General features: G+C 51.7%; 19 protein-coding genes. 9 read left to right on the top strand and 10 right to left on the bottom strand.

Features of this window, described 5'->3' with window-relative positions:
* The first annotated feature begins 59 nt into the window (after window positions 1-59).
* The 5 genes from HALTITAN_RS04235 to HALTITAN_RS04255 all read left to right on the top strand — a co-directional run bounded on the left by HALTITAN_RS04235 (window position 60) and on the right by HALTITAN_RS04255 (window position 4,904).
* Window positions 60-1,895, top strand: a complete 1,836-nt coding sequence (locus HALTITAN_RS04235) for a chloride channel protein (RefSeq protein WP_009286349.1) — start codon at window positions 60-62, stop codon at window positions 1,893-1,895.
* Between the two features lie 9 nt (window positions 1,896-1,904).
* Window positions 1,905-2,336, top strand: a complete 432-nt coding sequence (gene hemJ / locus HALTITAN_RS04240; protein WP_022521043.1) for a protoporphyrinogen oxidase HemJ — start codon at window positions 1,905-1,907, stop codon at window positions 2,334-2,336.
* A complete protein-coding gene (thiD, locus tag HALTITAN_RS04245) occupies window positions 2,336-3,145 on the top strand; it encodes a bifunctional hydroxymethylpyrimidine kinase/phosphomethylpyrimidine kinase (protein ID WP_022521042.1) in 810 nt (269 codons plus the stop codon). The genes hemJ and thiD overlap by 1 nt, the downstream gene beginning before the upstream one ends.
* Window positions 3,146-3,181: 36 nt before the next feature.
* Window positions 3,182-4,462, top strand: a complete 1,281-nt coding sequence (gene hemL, locus HALTITAN_RS04250; RefSeq protein WP_009286351.1) for a glutamate-1-semialdehyde 2,1-aminomutase — start codon at window positions 3,182-3,184, stop codon at window positions 4,460-4,462.
* A 79-nt stretch (window positions 4,463-4,541) separates the two neighbouring features.
* Window positions 4,542-4,904, top strand: coding sequence for a hypothetical protein (locus HALTITAN_RS04255; RefSeq protein WP_051051824.1), 363 nt, complete (start codon window positions 4,542-4,544; stop codon window positions 4,902-4,904).
* A gap of 65 nt (window positions 4,905-4,969) precedes the next feature.
* On the opposite strand, the gene HALTITAN_RS04260 is transcribed toward HALTITAN_RS04255, so the two are convergent.
* The 6 genes from HALTITAN_RS04260 to HALTITAN_RS04285 form a co-directional block, all read right to left on the bottom strand.
* A complete protein-coding gene (locus tag HALTITAN_RS04260) occupies window positions 4,970-5,728 on the bottom strand; it encodes a hypothetical protein (RefSeq protein WP_009286352.1) in 759 nt (252 codons plus the stop codon).
* A 59-nt stretch (window positions 5,729-5,787) separates the two neighbouring features.
* Window positions 5,788-6,339 (bottom strand): hypothetical protein, encoded by a 552-nt coding sequence (locus HALTITAN_RS04265; protein ID WP_051051827.1) that lies wholly within the window; start codon window positions 6,337-6,339, stop codon window positions 5,788-5,790.
* A gap of 255 nt (window positions 6,340-6,594) precedes the next feature.
* Window positions 6,595-7,425, bottom strand: a complete 831-nt coding sequence (locus HALTITAN_RS04270) for a CsgG/HfaB family protein (protein WP_009286353.1) — start codon at window positions 7,423-7,425, stop codon at window positions 6,595-6,597.
* A gap of 70 nt (window positions 7,426-7,495) precedes the next feature.
* Complete coding sequence (locus HALTITAN_RS04275; RefSeq protein WP_051051829.1) at window positions 7,496-7,909, bottom strand: curli assembly protein CsgF; 414 nt, start codon at window positions 7,907-7,909, stop codon at window positions 7,496-7,498.
* The gene (locus HALTITAN_RS04280) at window positions 7,909-8,430 is read right to left on the bottom strand and encodes a CsgE family curli-type amyloid fiber assembly protein (protein WP_039857848.1); all 522 of its coding nucleotides are present in this window, start codon (window positions 8,428-8,430) and stop codon (window positions 7,909-7,911) included. Before HALTITAN_RS04280 ends, HALTITAN_RS04275 begins: the two co-directional genes overlap by 1 nt.
* Before the next feature lie 24 nt (window positions 8,431-8,454).
* A complete protein-coding gene (locus tag HALTITAN_RS04285) occupies window positions 8,455-9,147 on the bottom strand; it encodes a response regulator transcription factor (protein WP_027958498.1) in 693 nt (230 codons plus the stop codon).
* 281 nt (window positions 9,148-9,428) lie between these two features.
* Here HALTITAN_RS04285 and rdgB point away from each other — a divergent pair, with 281 nt between their 5' ends.
* From rdgB to HALTITAN_RS04305, 4 genes are all read left to right on the top strand, one after another.
* Entirely contained in the window at window positions 9,429-10,037 is a 609-nt protein-coding gene (gene rdgB, locus HALTITAN_RS04290) for an RdgB/HAM1 family non-canonical purine NTP pyrophosphatase (RefSeq protein ID WP_009286354.1), read from the top strand.
* Window positions 10,030-11,214 (top strand): radical SAM family heme chaperone HemW, encoded by a 1,185-nt coding sequence (gene hemW, locus HALTITAN_RS04295; RefSeq protein ID WP_009286355.1) that lies wholly within the window; start codon window positions 10,030-10,032, stop codon window positions 11,212-11,214. The genes rdgB and hemW overlap by 8 nt, the downstream gene beginning before the upstream one ends.
* Before the next feature lie 76 nt (window positions 11,215-11,290).
* On the top strand, window positions 11,291-11,965 hold the full coding sequence (locus tag HALTITAN_RS04300) for a YiaD family glycine zipper/OmpA-like lipoprotein (protein ID WP_027958496.1): 675 nt from the start codon (window positions 11,291-11,293) through the stop codon (window positions 11,963-11,965).
* Window positions 11,966-12,048: 83 nt separating this feature from the next.
* Complete coding sequence (locus HALTITAN_RS04305) at window positions 12,049-12,894, top strand: 23S rRNA (adenine(2030)-N(6))-methyltransferase RlmJ (RefSeq protein WP_009286356.1); 846 nt, start codon at window positions 12,049-12,051, stop codon at window positions 12,892-12,894.
* Between the two features lie 18 nt (window positions 12,895-12,912).
* Here HALTITAN_RS04305 and mnmE read toward each other — a convergent pair whose 3' ends face one another.
* The 4 genes from mnmE to rpmH form a co-directional block, all read right to left on the bottom strand.
* Window positions 12,913-14,283 (bottom strand): tRNA uridine-5-carboxymethylaminomethyl(34) synthesis GTPase MnmE, encoded by a 1,371-nt coding sequence (gene mnmE, locus HALTITAN_RS04310; RefSeq protein ID WP_039857850.1) that lies wholly within the window; start codon window positions 14,281-14,283, stop codon window positions 12,913-12,915.
* Between the two features lie 135 nt (window positions 14,284-14,418).
* The gene (gene yidC / locus HALTITAN_RS04315) at window positions 14,419-16,107 is read right to left on the bottom strand and encodes a membrane protein insertase YidC (RefSeq protein WP_009286358.1); all 1,689 of its coding nucleotides are present in this window, start codon (window positions 16,105-16,107) and stop codon (window positions 14,419-14,421) included.
* Window positions 16,108-16,228: 121 nt separating this feature from the next.
* Complete coding sequence (gene rnpA / locus HALTITAN_RS04320; protein WP_027958493.1) at window positions 16,229-16,627, bottom strand: ribonuclease P protein component; 399 nt, start codon at window positions 16,625-16,627, stop codon at window positions 16,229-16,231.
* Between the two features lie 7 nt (window positions 16,628-16,634).
* Window positions 16,635-16,769: a 50S ribosomal protein L34 gene (rpmH, locus tag HALTITAN_RS04325; protein WP_008959105.1), complete on the bottom strand. Its 135-nt coding sequence runs from the start codon at window positions 16,767-16,769 to the stop codon at window positions 16,635-16,637.
* Window positions 16,770-16,773: the final 4 nt, after the last annotated feature.

A 16,773-nucleotide genomic window follows, 5' to 3' on the forward strand; every position in this document is an offset into this window, starting at 1 on the left:
TAAGCGTATCCAGCTATGATACACAAGAGTGTAAAGATACAAGAGTAAGGAAGGTCGCTGTGGCGCGTTTTTCCCGATCGGATTTTACCTTAGAGAGTTTTCGTCGCCAGTTGGCCAATGTCGACGCCCTTCCGCAACTCTGTTTGCTGGGCCTTGTCTCGGGGGTTATTACCGGCGCTGTGATGGTGGCGTTTCGGCTGCTATTGGAAGCGGGCGCCGCGCTCTACATGACCGATGGCGACCCAGAAGCGTTTGAAAGCATGGTGCCCTGGCTGCGTGCGCTGCTACCTATGTTGGCGGTTACCCTTGTGGGTGTGCTGCTGTACCGGCAAAAACCGGCAGCGCGCAAGCTGGGCGTTGGCCATGTAATTGAGCGGCTTACCTATCATCAGGGCCGTTTTCCGTTACGCAATTGGTTAAATCAGTGGTGGGTAGGTGTTGTGGTGGTATTGGGCGGGCTCTCTGCTGGGCGCGAGGGCCCGGCGATTCATTTGGGCGCGGCGGCGGCCAGTGGACTAGGCCAACAGATGCGTTTGCCCAATAATAGTCTCAGGGTACTGGTGGCGTGCGGTACCGCAGCAGCTATTTCCGCTTCTTTTAACACGCCTATCGCGGGTGTCATCTTTGCCATGGAAGTGGTGATGATGGAGTACACCTTGGTGAGCTTTATGCCCGTGATTTTGGCCTCTACCATGGGTGCGCTGGTAGCACAGTTGGCTTATGGCAATGAACCCGCTTTTCGTATCCCCGAGATAGCACTAGGTTCACTGATCAACTTGCCGTGGATTGTGGTTACCGGGCTGGTGATTGGTCTGTTAGCGGGGCTGTTTATTCATATTTCACGCAACCAGCGGATTATGCTGTGGCCGCTCTGGATGCGCCTTGGCTTGGTGGGTGTGGCAACTGGCGCGGTGGCTTGGTGGTTCCCCCAGGTTCAGGGCATCGGTTATGACAGCGTGGCGGCGGCGCTCAATAACCAGCTGGAAATTAAAGTGCTGCTGGCGCTGATGATCGTCAAACTATTGCTTACATCGCTAACTGTCGCTGGCGGTGTACCCATCGGTATTATCGGCCCGGTGTTGGTCATAGGTGCTGCCACAGGTGCACTGTTTGGTTTACTGGGAGGCTGGCTTTGGTCTGATAAAGCCGCGGATCCTGGTATTTACGCGATGCTAGGCATGGCCGCAATGATGGGGGCGGTGTTACAAGCGCCTCTTGCTGCCCTAATGGCGCTTTTGGAGTTAACCCATACGCCGAGTATCATGCTTCCCGGCATGCTGGCGGTGGTGGTGGCGTGCTTAACCTCGCGTCAATTGACCGGCTGTGAAGGTTTCTTTATTAGCACGGTGCGCTACGGGCTGCACCCGCTTCAGCAGCCATTGATGCAGGCACTCTCACGGGTTTCGGTGCCTGCGGTGATGGAGCGTCAACTGGTGCGCACCGAGCGAATGATCACCCCTGATCAAGCGCGGCTTTTATTAGAGAAGAACCCAGTGTGGTTAGTGATTGAGCGGTCAACAGAGGAAAAACCAGTGCTGGCGCTAAAAGCCGCTGAATTGGCGCGTTGGCTGCTCGAACACGATGAGGCGTTGCAGGGGGAAGAACCGCCTACGGATGAACTGATCGACTTACTGGAAATCCCAGGACAGCGCCTGGAGCTGGCGCCGATTGGTTTACAGGCGACGCTTTCCGAAGCGTTTCTAAAACTGCAGGATAACGCTCTGGGGGCGCTCTACGTCGTTCATGGCTATCGCCCAAAGCAGCGGCGTATTTCAGGTATTATCACCCGTGGCGCCATCGAACGTTATTATCACTACACTGACCCCCGTGGTGCCGACCTTCGTGACAATGAAGTACGAGAGAATGATACCCGTAAGAAGGACTCATCACTTTAAGGAGCGACAATGTACCTATGGGTAAAGGCCATTCACTTAATGGCCGTAGTGACGTGGTTCGCTGCGCTGTTCTATTTACCCCGCCTGTATGTGTATCACGCCACTGCGCGGGATAACGGCGACGAACAGGCCATCAGCTATTTCAAAACCATGGAGCGTAAGCTCTACCGTGGCATCATGACCCCATCGATGATTGCGGTACTCATTTTTGGTGGCTGGATGCTCTATCTGGTGCCCGAATGGTTTAGCCAGGGCTGGATGCATGCCAAGCTGGCGCTAGTGGTTCTGCTTATCGCCTATCATCACGTTTGTTTGATCTATTTGAAGCAGTTTGCCCAGGATCGTTGTACCAAAGGCCATGTGTTTTTTCGCTGGTTTAATGAGGCGCCGGTGATTGCGCTCGTGGCGATTATTCTGCTTGCCGTTGTGAAGCCCTTTTGATGCGCCAACCGCTTCCCCCCGTGGTGTTGGTACTCGCCGGACATGATCCGACTGGTGGCGCTGGGTTGATCGCTGACAGTGAAGCCATTGCGGCCTGTGGTGGTTGGGCGGTAACGATCCCCACTGCGCTGACGGTACAGAATTGTCATAATGTGACCCGCGTGATCCCTGCTGAGCCGACCGCGATGCGCCAAATGGCCGAGGCAATTAGTGAGATGCAGGTCGCGGCGATTAAGATTGGCCTACTCGCTGACGAAGACACCCTGCGCGCAGCGGAGCAAATTATTCGTCGTTTTCCAGGCATTCCCGTGGTGGCCGATCCGGTCTTTAAGGCCGGTGGCGGAACTGAGTTATCCACACCTGCTTTGCGACAATTGTTTATTGATCGCTTGTTACCGCTTGTGGATATCTTAACCCCGAATCGCGCTGAGTTGGCTCAGCTTACGCCCGACATCATCACTCCTTTCGATGATACGGCCCGTGCGGTGGCACTGATGTCACAGGGGTGCCAAGCCATTCTGGTCACTGCCACGGATGAGCCGCTGCCCGGCAACGACCAACAGGTGGTGCACACCCTGCACTCGCCTGATACTACTCGCCAGTGGCAGTGGCCACGTTTGCCTGAATTGTTCCATGGTTCTGGCTGCACGCTGGCATCGTCTCTAGCTGCTCGTCTCGCTGTTGGTGAGCGCTTACCAACAGCTTGTGAGCAGGCTCAGCACTTTACTTGGCAAAGTTTGTCTCAAGGCTTTCAACCGCCCAGCGGCCAGTGTTTGCCACATCGTTTTTCACGGGCTGCCCGTTTTTGATCCTATCTTCTGTACGCCATTGACCGAGAGGATGCCATGACTACATCAGCTGAACTGTTCGATCTTGCCAGTCGCCATATACCGGGCGGAGTAAACTCACCCGTCCGGGCGTTTAAAGGGTTGCACCGCCCGCCGGTCTTTATGGAGCGTGCTCAAGGTGCCTTTCTGTTTGACGTCGAAGGCAATCGCTACGTGGATTATGTCGGCTCCTGGGGGCCCATGATCACTGGGCATGCCGACCAAGACGTATTGGCAGCCGTACGGGCGCGATTAGACAACGGCCTGTCCTTTGGTACCCCTACCGCAGTCGAAACCACCATGGCGGATTTGATCTGCGAGATGATCCCCTCCATGGATATGGTGCGTATGACCAGCTCGGGCACCGAAGCCACCATGTCGGCGATTCGCCTGGCGCGAGGTACCACCGGCCGCGATAAGATCGTTAAGTTCGAGGGTAACTACCACGGCCACTCTGATTCACTGCTGGTTAAGGCGGGCTCTGGCGCGCTTACCCACGGCGAACCCAGCTCACCGGGCGTGCCCACGTCGCTGGCTGAACACACTATTACCCTGTCGTTTAACGACCCTGAAGGGGTTGAAGCGTGTTTTAGCGAAATTGGCGATCAGATTGCCTGCATCATTGTTGAACCCGTTGCCGGCAATATGAATTGTATTCCGCCTCAACCGGGCTTTTTGGAAACGCTGCGCCGAGTATGTAACGAGTATGGCAGCGTGCTGATTTTTGACGAAGTGATGACTGGTTTTCGAGTGGCATTGGGCGGTGCCCAAGCCCACTACGGTATAGTGCCTGATCTAACCTGCTTGGGAAAAATTGTCGGTGGCGGCATGCCGGTGGGCGCCTTTGGTGGCAAGCGCGAGATAATGCAAAACATCTCCCCCCTGGGGCCGGTTTACCAAGCGGGCACATTGTCGGGTAACCCGTTGGCGATGGCTGCAGGTGTGGCACTGCTAACCAAACTACAGGTACCGGGCTTCCACGATGCGCTTACCCAGCGGGTTAACACCCTTTGTGCGGGCCTTCAGGAGCGTGCCAATGCCGCACGGGTGCCGATGATGACGCAGTCGGCGGGCGGTATGTTTGGACTTTTCTTCACCTCTCAAAGCCGTGTGGATAACTTTGCCCAAGCCACCGCCTGTAACCCGGATGCCTTCCGCCGCTTCTTTGGCGCGATGCTTGATCACGGCGTTTACTTGGCGCCATCAGCTTACGAAGCTGGCTTTATGTCCAGCGCTCATACTCCGGAAGATATTCAGTTCACCCTGGATGCCGCAGAAAAAGCCTTCGCAGTTATGTAACGGCAGGTAACTAAAAGCCCGCTATACTGCAAGAGCCGCTCACCTGGAGCGGCTCTTGGCTTAGATGAGAGCTACACTCATGACACGACCAACGGCTTGGCGATACGTGATTTGCGCAGCGGGGCTGCTAGCCTGTTTCCCGCTGGCTGCACAGTCGCCTCAGGAGCAGGACATGACCCAGATCCATATCACCATGAGCGGTTCGCCGGGTGCTGCGTTTTCCGCCCATTGGCGCATTACCCATGAAGGCGAAACCACCGAACACGTTGAAGAGAGTGGGACGGTACCTGCTGAATACACCTTTACCGGTACAGAACTCGAAGGCACGGTAAAGCTGTTAAGTGACGATGAGCGGCTAGAGGTGGACATTCAAAAGGGCAGTAACCGGTCGCGTTCGTCGACTCAGGGGGCAGGGGGGACATTGACGTTGATGATTCGTTAATGTTTGCATTCTTACAGTGATAAAAAAACCGCCCCTTAAGGGGCGGTTTACATGAACTCGATTTATTACCACTGAGTAGAGATAGCGGAGTTGTTATTGCCAACTTGCACATGAGTAGCTACTGCGGCGGTGGAATTCTGACGGATAGTAGATACGTTCTCCATACCATACTGACCCACATTCGCCACATGACCAACGCCGTCTTGATAAATGTAAGATGCACTTAAGTCAGCATTAACCTGGATTACATTCGCATCGTTGTCATTACCGTTCTGGCTAATTAAACTCCAAGTTTCATCAGTACTGAGCGTTTGGTAAACATCGGCTGAGTTGCCATTACCTGTTTGCTCAATGATGGAGTCACTTTTATCAGAGTTTAATACTTGTCTTACATTTGCAGTATTGTGACTGCCGTCTTGCAGTATATAAGAATCATTTAGCTCTCCACCGGATTGCACGACAGAGGCATCATTGCTAGTACCAATTTGGTAAACAATTGACTCATGCTTTGCGCCGGTTTGGTATACCGACGAAGTGTTATCATCACCCAATTGCCCAACGCGTGAGTATTGTTTGCTACCGCCTTGGGTAGTTTCAGCATCGTTACCGTTACCAGATTGAAGGATTAATGATGTACGTGTTGGATCACGGTCAAATCCATTTAATCCAGAGCGAATACCCAGCTGCGCATCGAACACGGGTTTAGTTGTAGTGTTCGCACTTGGCGTTGTAGTTGAGTTTTGATAGTCTCGCGGATCAGCAGAAGCTGAAAATGCGCTAACTAGTGCGATGGCGGCAGCGAGAGTAGCGATTTGAGTTTTCATGGTGTTTCCCCTTGGTTTGATCGTCTTGCGCTGGTTGTTACTGAGAAGCTAAATGCGACTCAGTAGGTATCGATAGCGACCGGTCGTGCATTGCCCGAGTAACTTTGTTGTTCGACGCTAATGCTGCGTTGGCCACTGCCCGATTGTGAAATTGATATATCTCCGCTAATACCTAATTGATGAATATCAGCCCTAAAGGATAAATTGTTTCCTTGTTGGGAAATATTGGCAGCGTTGTCGTTACCCACTTGCCAAATCACGCCAACATTGTCACCACTACTTTGCGTAATATTGGCTTGGTTATTATTGCCAAGTTGATTAATATGTGAAAAGTTTGCGAATTGATAACTTGAAGAGCGTGATTGGGTTACATTAGCTTGGTTGTTATAACCTTGTTGTTGAATAATGCTAACATTTCCTGCTAATACTGAGTTATCCACTTGAGCTGCATATTGATAAACTCGTGAACTTTCTACTAAATTTGTTGAAAATTTATCGTTAGCTTCGGCTGTAGTAATTGCCACTATCATAAGAACGGCTGCTACAAGAGAGTAGTGCCAGTTCTTATTGGCTTTACATTTTGTAATTTTGTAGCTGTCTGAAAGTTGCATACATTGTCCCTTTGAAACTAATTGTATCTTTTTGTTTCATGGGTTGAGTTTGGACTAATTTGAGATAATTTCTATCATATTTTTTATTAAGACTTAGTTTGTTATTGTAGTAATTTATATTTAATAATTGTTTAGGTTTGTGGTTTTTGATTTACCATTTTTCTAATGCCAGTAGCTTTTGAATAAAAAAAGCTGCTCAATGAGCAGCTATAGTCAATATCGCTAATGCTTTTTTAGTGTTTTATAAAAGTACGTTTAAAGCATTGGTATGGAGGCGTTAAGATATTCACTTAAAATAGTATTTTGAATATTTGTATCCGGTGCTAAATTCCAAAGTTGGTTTTCAATACCTCTTGCGATGAGGTGAATTACGGAAGATTCAATCGCTGACATGACCGCTAACTGAACAGGCTCATTCGTGGTAAGGCCTACCTCAGCCTCGAGTAGACGACGAAAATCGATAAAACGATAAACTCCTGCTCGCATCTCTTTAGAGTAAATTGTTTTTGTAGTGGTTACGTTAGCCAAGACTTCCCCGGTGGATATTTCAACCGCACGTAAATTGACCGTTACCTGATCAACTTGGTATTGACCTGAGGCGCCAATACCGAAATATTCAGCGCCAGCTCCCCCTGTGCGTACGTTGGATTCATAAGCGATAATACCTCCTTCCAACATCACTGAGGCAGCACGCAGCGACGGAAGTGTATCGGGCTGACCAAAGCGTTCGAATTCGGCGCGGATAATGCGTCTCTCGGTAAGCAGGTTTTGTAACCCCACACGCTCAAGCGGTATAAACCAACCAGAATCCGCCAATGCACCGGTCAGCATTGCTGCGGCACCTTGGGTAACAGCGGTCGAGAACGTGCTTGCGGGGGCTGGGCGATATTGGCCAGTTTGATCACGAAAGTCATAAACTGAAACAAAAATGCGCCCTGCCGGTGGCGGTAAAGAGACCAGATCTTGGTAAGTGGCGCCTCTTGGAGTGAGAGTTGGTTGTGCACCTTCCAAGTTTTCAGACGTCGCGACCATACCTGCACAGCCAGTGAGTAAACTGGCTAGTATGATAGATACAATAATTTTCATGGTGTTCCCCTGATGAAACAGGTTGGGTTTGTCTTTTTTAATTTCTTTGGAATTGTTGTTTAACTATTTTTTAAGGATTGAATAGGCCACCCACACTGATTTCTGTAACGTCACCAGTTATTTTATCAACAACGCGTACGACGAGTTGCCCACTATTATCACTCACCACTACCCCAAACTCATCACTATCAAAACTTCCTTCACTGACCTCTCCACGACTGACGTCAGAAATTAGCTGGGAAATAAGTCTACTTTCCAAATTTTGTAACAAGCGTTCAGTTGAAGATAGGCTTTGAAAATTGCGTGTATTTGGATCTTTATTTGTATCTTGCGCCTGCGCTTTCCCTAGCAAATAGCTGCCCACAAAGGGGTCGCCCCCAAAGGATGGATTAAGTGGCTTGTAGATTAAATCCCCAGCCTGGGATGTTGCGCATAGTAAAGCGGACAACCCGGTTACGACTAAGCCATTTTTTATAGATTTCATTAGAATAACTCCTCTTTCCCCAAGTCTTGGTCGGAAGATACCGCTGCGGATATTTGCCGTTCAATCAGTGCTCTTTCGACGGTCTGCACGGCTTCCCCAGCCGCCCTATCGGCTTCATTTATTCTTGGGGAGAGCTGTGTGCGGAAATACATACGATTGCCTTCCATTACCCATATTTGGCTACCCCATCGGGCATCTGGGCGCTCTTTAATGGTGATGGTGGCATTGCCAATAATCAGGTTATCCATCGCCCGTTGGCTAAAGGCACGATAAAAGGTTTTACCGGCCATGGTGATCGTGCGGTCTACCATGACGCCAGTCAGCTCACTTCCCCCGTTAGCGTTGCCGCGCACTTCAGGCCCATCAGGGCTTGAGAGCTGATTAATCGCGTCGATGGCCGCTTGTTCGTTAGCGGGCAACGCTTCGTCCGAAGGAACTGGCTCGTTGGCCAGTACTAAAGACGACATGATCCACATCGCTATGGTTAAAGAGCCGATGCTCAAACGGCGTATTGATGGCATGACAGTTACCCTTGCGCATTAGCGCTAACGATGTCGTTGAAGACTGCGTGCGGTCTCAATATTGGGCAGAATCGGGCCCAGGTTCTGATGAATCCAGTTGAGCGCTTGAATGCGGTTGTGAACGTTAATTTTGCGAAAAATGTTGTATAGGTGTGACTTAACGGTGTGTTCGCTAACAAACAGCTTTTCGGCAATTTGTTGATTAGAAGAGCCAGCACTAAGTAGGGAAATAATTTCCATTTCCCGGTTAGTGAGTCCGCAGGCTGGGCGGAAAGCATTACTTTGGTATTTGCGATAAAACAGAATTAAACGCGCCATTAAATCTCGTGACATCCACAGCTCCCCTTCAAGCAGCGAGTGGATGCCTTTACAAATTACCTCAAGGCTTTCATTGCGATAAAAAACGCCTTTTAACTGAGCGCACGAAAGTGCTTCAAGGGCGTGATCCATATCATGAATATTGAAGGCCGCTAGAGGAGTTTTAGTTAACGTGTCGGGTAACTTATCTTGCCACTCTGGCAGTGCATCAATGCCAATATGATCGCTGTCAATGAGAATCAGCAAGTTGCCCGATGCGGAAATAGGTAATGCTGTATGAGGAGAATGGATACTAATTTGACAGCCGGTGTGCTTGTTCAAGTACTCAGCGAACAACTGAACCTGGGGACTTTTTTCGGTAACGACATACACCGTTCCGGTAGACTTTTCCTGCGACATTGGGTGGCCCTCGTGGAAAGAAAGAGTGAGCAGGTAACCACTGAAGTGTTGACCATAAGATACGTTTCGTAAAGTTTTGTTATTAAATATATGGTAAAAATATTTTTCATCTCTTCAATATTTTTATTAATATGGAAAATATTGTTATTTAACAAATGTTTATTATTAATTAAGCAATAAATTAATTACCTAATTATTAGATACGTTATGTAACATTTTGATGGCTTTTGATACCAGCAGTGAGCGCGTAAACTGCAGTTCTACTGTTAGGAGTACATACCATGGCCGCCGTCAATACCCTTGTACTTGCCAGTGGCAATACAGGAAAATTAAGAGAATTCAGTCAGTTACTTTCACCTTTGGGGTTCGATGTTCGCCCCCAGGCGGATTTTGGCGTCACGGATGTGGAAGAGACGGGGCTAACCTTCGTCGAAAATGCACTGTTAAAAGCGCGTGAAGCGAGCCTCATCAGTGGATTACCTGCATTAGCTGACGATTCTGGGCTTGAAGTAGACGCACTCAATGGTGCGCCCGGTATCTATTCCGCTCGGTATGGCGGTGAGCCGAGAAGCGACGAGAAAAATAACCAAACGTTGTTAGCCGCATTAAGTGACTGTGCGGAAGGGCAGAGAAGTGGACGTTACTGGTGTGTGCTGGTTTATTTGCGCCATCCGAAGGATCCGGTGCCGGTCATTGTGCAACGGAGTTGGGAAGGCGAAATTCTTGCTCATCCCCGAGGGAAGGAGGGGTTTGGCTATGATCCGCTTTTCTGGTTACCTGATCAGGGTATGAGCGTCGCCGAGCTGCCCAGCGAAAGTAAAAATCGCCTTAGCCATCGTGGTCGCGCGTTGCAGGGGTTAGTGGAGTTACTGAAGGTGGCGCATGGCTGATACGTTGCCGCCACTCTCTCTCTATATCCACACGCCCTGGTGTGTCCGTAAATGTCCGTACTGTGATTTCAATTCTCATGAGCCGGGCACACACGGTTTTACACCGCGAGATTTACCTGAAGCCGCCTATCTATATGCGCTGTTACAAGACCTGGATAGTGATCTTGACCTGGCGGCTGGTCGAGAAATTAAAACCATCTTTATAGGCGGTGGGACTCCCAGCCTGCTGTCCCCCGCATTTTATGAACGATTACTGAAAGAGATCCGGATCCGTTTACCCTTCTCTAAAGAGATAGAAATTACCTTAGAGGCTAATCCAGGTACCACGGAGCAAGAGCGTTTCATTGGTTACCGGAAAGCAGGCATTAACCGTCTTTCGCTGGGTATTCAAAGTTTTCAGCCTGATCAACTGCATGCGCTGGGGCGAATTCATAGCGGTGATGAAGCGATTACTGCGGTAGCACAGGCGCGCCAGGCAGGCTTTACCAACATTAACATTGACCTTATGCACGGTTTGCCTGATCAAACGCCTCAATTGGCGATGGATGATATTGCCCAAGCGCTGGCATTGGCACCTGAACATCTCTCTTGGTATCAGTTGACCCTTGAACCGAATACCGCCTTTCACTCCCACCCCCCGGTACTGCCAGAGGAAGAGGCGCTTTGGGATATTCAGGATAAAGGGCATCAGCTCCTAGAGCAGGCGGGCTTCAAACGCTACGAGATCTCGGCTTACGCTAGTGCCGGTCACCAGAGTCGCCATAACCTTAATTACTGGCAGTTTGGTGACTACCTAGGGATTGGCGCTGGTGCCCATGGCAAGCTTAGCCGTATTGACTCAAATGGAGAGTGGCACATTGAACGGCGCTGGAAAACTCGCCAGCCAGACGCCTACCTAAAGCGCGTAGATGATCTGCGTGGCTTTATCGCCGGTAAACAGCTGATAAAAACGGATGAGCTACCGTTGGAGTTTGCCATGAACGCTTTACGTCTCACCGACGGGGTGTCGCTTGAAACATGGAGAGCTAACACCGGTGAAGCGCCTGCAAGGTTACTCACGCGTTTACAATCTGCCGAGAAAAAAGGACTTTTGATGCAAATGCCTGAAAAACTGCGTGCATCGCCTCAAGGTCTATTATTCTTGAATGAGTTGCTAGCTTTGATCAGTGATGATTGACCAGCAATCTACAGAAATTTTTTTCTGAAATAACAGACTTGAACCATCAAGCTTGACGACTTACAAGGAGTGAGTGATGCGAATTTCTCGACTACTGACACCGTTGGCGGCTGCTATTCTACTGGCCGGTTGTGCTACATCGGATCCTTACGGTGGCCAAACGCAGCGCTCTAGCACCGCTATGGGCACCGGGATTGGTGCCGCCGTGGGGGCCGCTGCAGGCGCTCTGTCTGGTGATGGCAGCACCAGCCGTCGTGACCGTGCACTAATTGGTGCTGCCGTGGGCGCAGCAGCGGGCGCTGGTATTGGTGTTTATATGGATCGCCAAGAGCAGCAGCTACGTGAAAACCTACAGGGGTCACGCATTGAAATCGATCGCCGTGGCGACGATATCGTGCTCAATATGCCCAGCGGCGTTACCTTTGGCTTTGACTCTGCTGAGTTGACTAGTGAAGCGCGTGGCTCACTCAATGAAGTTGCTAACGTACTTTCTCAGTACCAGGATACCCGCGTTAGTATCGCTGGCCACACCGATAGTACCGGTGACGCGAGCTATAACCAGCGTCTATCTGAGCGCCGTGCCCAAGCCGTCTCCAGCTACTTGTCTCAGAACGGCGTTTCATCCATGCGCCTGAATACTTCTGGTTACGGTGCTACTCAGCCAGTCGCCAGCAACGACAATGAGCAGGGCCGTGCTCAAAACCGTCGGGTAGAAATTACCTTGACGCCTACCGGTAACGGCCAGGGCTAAGCCTCTTAAAGCTGCACATTGCCGTTCAAAGCCCGCTATGCTCCTATAGCGGGCTTTTTTCGTTCACCTGTTTACGAGCTACCATGCTGTCCTACCAACACGCCTACCACGCCGGTAATTTTGCCGATGTACACAAACATCTGACGCTTTACGCCGTCACTGATTACCTATTACGTAAAAAAACACCTATTACATATATAGACACACATGCCGGTAGAGGGCTTTATCCATTAGCCACCAAAGAGACCCAGCGACTCCAAGAGTACCGTGAGGGCATCTGGCCACTGTGGCAGAAGCGTGAACAGCTAACCGACGCGCTGCTGGGAAGCTGGTTAAACGCTATTGTTGGGGCGCAGCCAGATCATAATGAATTGACCCTCTACCCAGGCTCGCCCTGGTGGCTGAGCCAGCCGCTGCGCGAGCACGATCGTCTGTGCCTGTTTGAGCTGCACCCGGGCGAACACCAGCACTTGAATGGCCAGGCGCTCCCTGCGCAGGTCAAGCGCGTGTATGGCGACGGGCTGGCAGGGCTTAGAGCGATGCTGCCGGTAGCAACACCCAGGGTATGCGTGCTGATTGACCCAAGCTTTGAGCGCAAGGTGGAGTACCAGGAGGTCGCTGACACTGCTATCCAGGCCCTGGAAAAGGCTCGCCATGCGGTGATGATGATCTGGTACCCGCTGCTGCCTGCCGGGCATCACCAAATGCTGTTGGACGTGCTGCAGGCCAGTGGAATACGCAAGATATGGCGCAGCGAGCTGCTGCTGCGCGAACCTGGCGAGCAGGCTCACGGCATGTTCGGTAGCGGTATGCTGGTGATCAATCCGCCCTGGGGGTTGGATAAACGCCTGGCAGCAGCGATGGCAGAAATTACCCCGCTGCTCGGCGCTGATAGCCGCTATCAGGCGGATTGGTGGGTGGGAGAGTAGTTGTCGAAAAAAGTAACTCTATTTGCCGATGCAAAAACTGCCAAAAATTTCGCCCAATAAATCATCGGCGCTGAATTCGCCAGTGATCTCGCCTAAGGCTTGTTGGGCGTCGCGCAAATCTTCCGCCAGCAGTTCCCCTGCGCCATATCCATCCAACTGAGCACGGCCGGTATCAAGGGCTGCCATGGCGCGATCTAGGGCGTCCAGGTGCCTTCGGCGGGCGGAGAAGCGACCCTCGGTGGTGGCGGCAAAACCCATCACATCCTTCAGATGCGCTTTCAAGTTATCCACACCCGTACCGGTTTTCGCCGATAGGCGCACAATGGGTATGGTTGTGGATAAATCAATGCCCGCCGGCTCGGCACTGGTATCGATTTTATTACGCACCAGGGTTAAGCGGCTCTGGTCGGGCAGGCGAGCGACAAACTCCGGCCAGATGGCCATGGGGTCGGTTGAAGTAGTGGTGCTGGCATCAACGAGTAGCAGCACTCGGTCGGCTTTCTCTATTTCGGCCCAGGCACGTGCGACACCAATTTTCTCCACCGCATCAGGCGTATCGCGCAATCCAGCGGTGTCGATGATATGTAGGGGCATACCATCAATATGAATGTGCTCACGGAGCACGTCCCGGGTCGTGCCCGCGATATCCGTCACAATGGCGGTATCTTGTTCGGTCAGCGCATTTAGCAGGCTCGACTTCCCCGCATTGGGTCGCCCGGCAATGACCACGCTCATTCCTTCTCGCAGCAGTGCACCTTGGCCTGCCGCCTGGCGTACGTCGCTCAGCGCTTGCTGGACGCTGCTTAAGTGCTGGGCAACGTGACCGTCGGCAAGAAAGTCGATCTCCTCTTCGGGGAAGTCGATCGCCGCTTCAACGTAAACGCGCAGTTCGATCAAGCGCTCCACCAGCGCAGAAACGCGCTTCGAGAACTCACCCTGGAGCGAGCGTACAGCGTTTTCTGCCGCCGAGCGTGAGGTGGCATCGATGAGATCGGCAATCGCTTCCGCCTGAGCCAGATCGAGCTTATCGTTCAAAAATGCCCGTTCGGAAAACTCTCCCGGCCGCGCCAGGCGGGCACCCAAGACCACACAGCGCTCCAGCAGCATATCCATAATAATCGGGCCGCCGTGTCCCTGGAGTTCCAGTACGTCTTCACCGGTAAACGAATGGGGGCCGTTGAAGAACAGGGCGATGCCTTCATCAATGCTCCCTTCTGCGCCTTGGAATGGGCCGTAGTGAGCGTATCGCGGGGCAGGGCAATGCCCAACCATGGCTTGAGCGATTTCGCGGCAGGCGGGCCCGGAGACGCGGATAATACCCACGCCGCCGCGTCCTGGGGGAGTTGCCAGCGCCGCAATGGTGTCAGGCGTATAGAGGCGTTCGGCCATGGTGAATCTCTTAGTCAATTGGCAGAAGTAGCATTTGATCGGTCTAGCATCGATCTACATAGTTTGGATTTGTCGACCTTAAAACGCCAGACCCCCGCTCGGGGCGGGGGTCTGAAGGGCGATGACAAAGGCAGTCTATTTGGTTTTCATGCCTTTGCCGATACTCGGATCATTTTCGATTTTGCGCGTGATGTAGTACTGCTGCGCCACCGAAATGATGTTGTTGACCACCCAGTAAATAACCAGACCGGCCGGGAACCACAGGAAGAAGAAAGTAAAGATGATGGGTAGCATCTTCATGATCTTCGCCTGCATAGGATCCGGAGGTGTCGGGTTCAACATTTGCTGAACGAACATCGAAATGCCCATCAGAATCGGCAGAATGAAGTACGGATCCTTCACCGATAGATCCTGAATCCAGAAGATAAACGGCGCATGCCGCAGTTCAACCGACTCCAGCAACATCCAGTAGAGAGCGATGAAGACAGGCATCTGAATCACAATAGGTAGACAGCCCCCCAGCGGATTAATCTTCTCCTTCTGGTAGAACTTCATCATCTCTTGCGACATTTTCTGCCGGTCGTCGCCATACATCTCTTTCAGGCGCTGCATTTCCGGGCCGAGTTTACGCATCCTACCCATGGATTTGTAAGCTTTGGCTGAAAGCGGGAACAGCACTGTCTTAACCAGTATGGTCAACAGGACAATCGACCAACCCCAGTTACCGACTACCTCGTGGATATGATCCAGCAGCCAGAAGAGGGGGTTAGCAATAAACCATAACCAGCCATAATCTACGGTTAATTGCAGGTTGGGAGCGACTTGTTCCAGATAGTCCTGCACTTTTGGCCCGACGTACAGAGTGGCGCCTAGAGTGGTTTCACTATCGGCGGCCACAGTGCTGGTGGGGCCAGCAAAGGCTACGACGTTACGATTACTGGAGTCGGTGGTGACGTAGAAAAGGTTTTGCTGATCCTGCTGAGGCGCCCATGCCGACACAAAGTAGTGCTGAATAATGGCTATCCAGCCGCCCTGTGCTTCACGGTTTTCGAAGTTATGGCTTTGAATATCCTCAAAGTCGATCTTCTCGTAGCGTGCATCTGGCGTTGAGTAAGCGGCCCCTAAGTAGGATTTCATACCCATGGAGACACCGCTTGATGGGTCAGGGCTATTGTCGCGTGCCAACTGACCAATAAAGCGCGCACTAACCGGTGCGTCGGTGTTATTGGCCAGGTAGTAGTTGACGTTGACCGCATAGCTGCCGCGCTCAAAGGTAAGCCGCTTAATGACCTCAACGCCGTTAACATCAGCGGTTAGATCAACGCTTAGCTCGTCATCGTTATCGCCTAAACGATACTCCGAGTTTTCAGGCGTGAACGCGATACGGCTGGCTTGGCCATCGAGCTGCAGGCCTGAGCGAGCCACGTAACTACGGCTGCTGTTATCGGATAACAGCACATAGTTACGGTCTGAATCCAGAGAGAGTTTGTGCTGCGGTAACGCGGCATAAACAATATCGCCACCGTGTGGATCAATACGCACATCCAGAACATCGGTGGTCACGGCAATGAAGTCGCGGCTTGATGTCTCGCTTTCGGTATCAGGAATACCTTCACCTACCGCACTTTGCTGTGAAGACGTGCTCGGCACCGCTAAGCCGCTTTCTCCATCTTCAGCATTGCTAGGAGACGTGGAATTGCTGCGTTGCGTCGTTTCAGGCACTGAATCGTAATTCGGCTGCCCGTAATCCTGATTCCACTGGACGACTAGCAAGTAAGCGAGTACGGCTAGTGGAATCAGTAATAAAAGTCGTTTTACGTCCATGAGGGTTCTGCCCGCTGGGTGGTGAACATGCTAATGGCGCAGTGTCATTTACTCGACTCTTGACACACGAAAGCCTGCCAGTTGGCAGGCCGAGGTCGAGCGGCGAGGGGTGCACCAAAGGTCACGTGTCACGCTTAGGCGTTGGTGCTGCGATCACCGCCTGTGCGTCACGCTGTAGTCGTTTCCACATGCCGTGTAACTGGCGATGCAAGGTGTCGTTATCGAGATCCTGAACGCCACGTCGCGCAAGTACCACTATATCCACAGAGGGTAGGTGATCTTGACGAAGGCGAACGGATTCTCGAACCAGACGCTTGAAACGGTTGCGATCTACGGCGCGCTTAACATTTTTTTTGCTGACCACCAGTCCAAGGCGGGGGTGTCCCCGAGTACTAAAGCGAACTAACGCCATCATACCTTTGCCATGCACTTTCAGGTCGGCTTGCTCAAACACGTGACTAAAGTCCCCAGCATTTAGTAACCGTAATTGCCGGGGAAAGCCTTGCTGCGGTACACGCAATCTGAGATCAGGCGCTCAGACGCTTGCGGCCCTTGGCACGGCGACGTGCGAGGACGGCGCGACCGTTTTTGGTTGCCATACGAGCACGGAAGCCATGCGCGCGCTTGCGCTTGAGAACGCTAGGTTGAAAAGTGCGTTTCATAACT

The organism is Vreelandella titanicae BH1, from assembly GCF_000336575.1.
Lineage (GTDB): Bacteria > Pseudomonadota > Gammaproteobacteria > Pseudomonadales > Halomonadaceae > Vreelandella > Vreelandella titanicae.

Excerpts from the sequence above, each read along its gene's own strand:
- mnmE (WP_039857850.1), bottom strand. The coding sequence starts at position 14,283 with ATGGCCGAACGCCTCTATACGCCTGACACCATTGCGGCGCTGGCAACT.
- HALTITAN_RS04260 (WP_009286352.1), bottom strand. The coding sequence starts at position 5,728 with ATGAAAACTCAAATCGCTACTCTCGCTGCCGCCATCGCACTAGTTAGC.
- hemW (WP_009286355.1), top strand. The coding sequence starts at position 10,030 with ATGGCTGATACGTTGCCGCCACTCTCTCTCTATATCCACACGCCCTGG.
- HALTITAN_RS04255 (WP_051051824.1), top strand. The coding sequence starts at position 4,542 with ATGACACGACCAACGGCTTGGCGATACGTGATTTGCGCAGCGGGGCTG.
- thiD (WP_022521042.1), top strand. The coding sequence starts at position 2,336 with ATGCGCCAACCGCTTCCCCCCGTGGTGTTGGTACTCGCCGGACATGAT.
- hemL (WP_009286351.1), top strand. The coding sequence starts at position 3,182 with ATGACTACATCAGCTGAACTGTTCGATCTTGCCAGTCGCCATATACCG.
- HALTITAN_RS04285 (WP_027958498.1), bottom strand. The coding sequence starts at position 9,147 with ATGTCGCAGGAAAAGTCTACCGGAACGGTGTATGTCGTTACCGAAAAA.
- HALTITAN_RS04270 (WP_009286353.1), bottom strand. The coding sequence starts at position 7,425 with ATGAAAATTATTGTATCTATCATACTAGCCAGTTTACTCACTGGCTGT.
- HALTITAN_RS04275 (WP_051051829.1), bottom strand. The coding sequence starts at position 7,909 with ATGAAATCTATAAAAAATGGCTTAGTCGTAACCGGGTTGTCCGCTTTA.
- HALTITAN_RS04265 (WP_051051827.1), bottom strand. The coding sequence starts at position 6,339 with ATGCAACTTTCAGACAGCTACAAAATTACAAAATGTAAAGCCAATAAG.
- HALTITAN_RS04305 (WP_009286356.1), top strand. The coding sequence starts at position 12,049 with ATGCTGTCCTACCAACACGCCTACCACGCCGGTAATTTTGCCGATGTA.
- rpmH (WP_008959105.1), bottom strand. The coding sequence starts at position 16,769 with ATGAAACGCACTTTTCAACCTAGCGTTCTCAAGCGCAAGCGCGCGCAT.
- HALTITAN_RS04300 (WP_027958496.1), top strand. The coding sequence starts at position 11,291 with ATGCGAATTTCTCGACTACTGACACCGTTGGCGGCTGCTATTCTACTG.
- rdgB (WP_009286354.1), top strand. The coding sequence starts at position 9,429 with ATGGCCGCCGTCAATACCCTTGTACTTGCCAGTGGCAATACAGGAAAA.
- yidC (WP_009286358.1), bottom strand. The coding sequence starts at position 16,107 with ATGGACGTAAAACGACTTTTATTACTGATTCCACTAGCCGTACTCGCT.
- hemJ (WP_022521043.1), top strand. The coding sequence starts at position 1,905 with ATGTACCTATGGGTAAAGGCCATTCACTTAATGGCCGTAGTGACGTGG.
- HALTITAN_RS04280 (WP_039857848.1), bottom strand. The coding sequence starts at position 8,430 with ATGCCATCAATACGCCGTTTGAGCATCGGCTCTTTAACCATAGCGATG.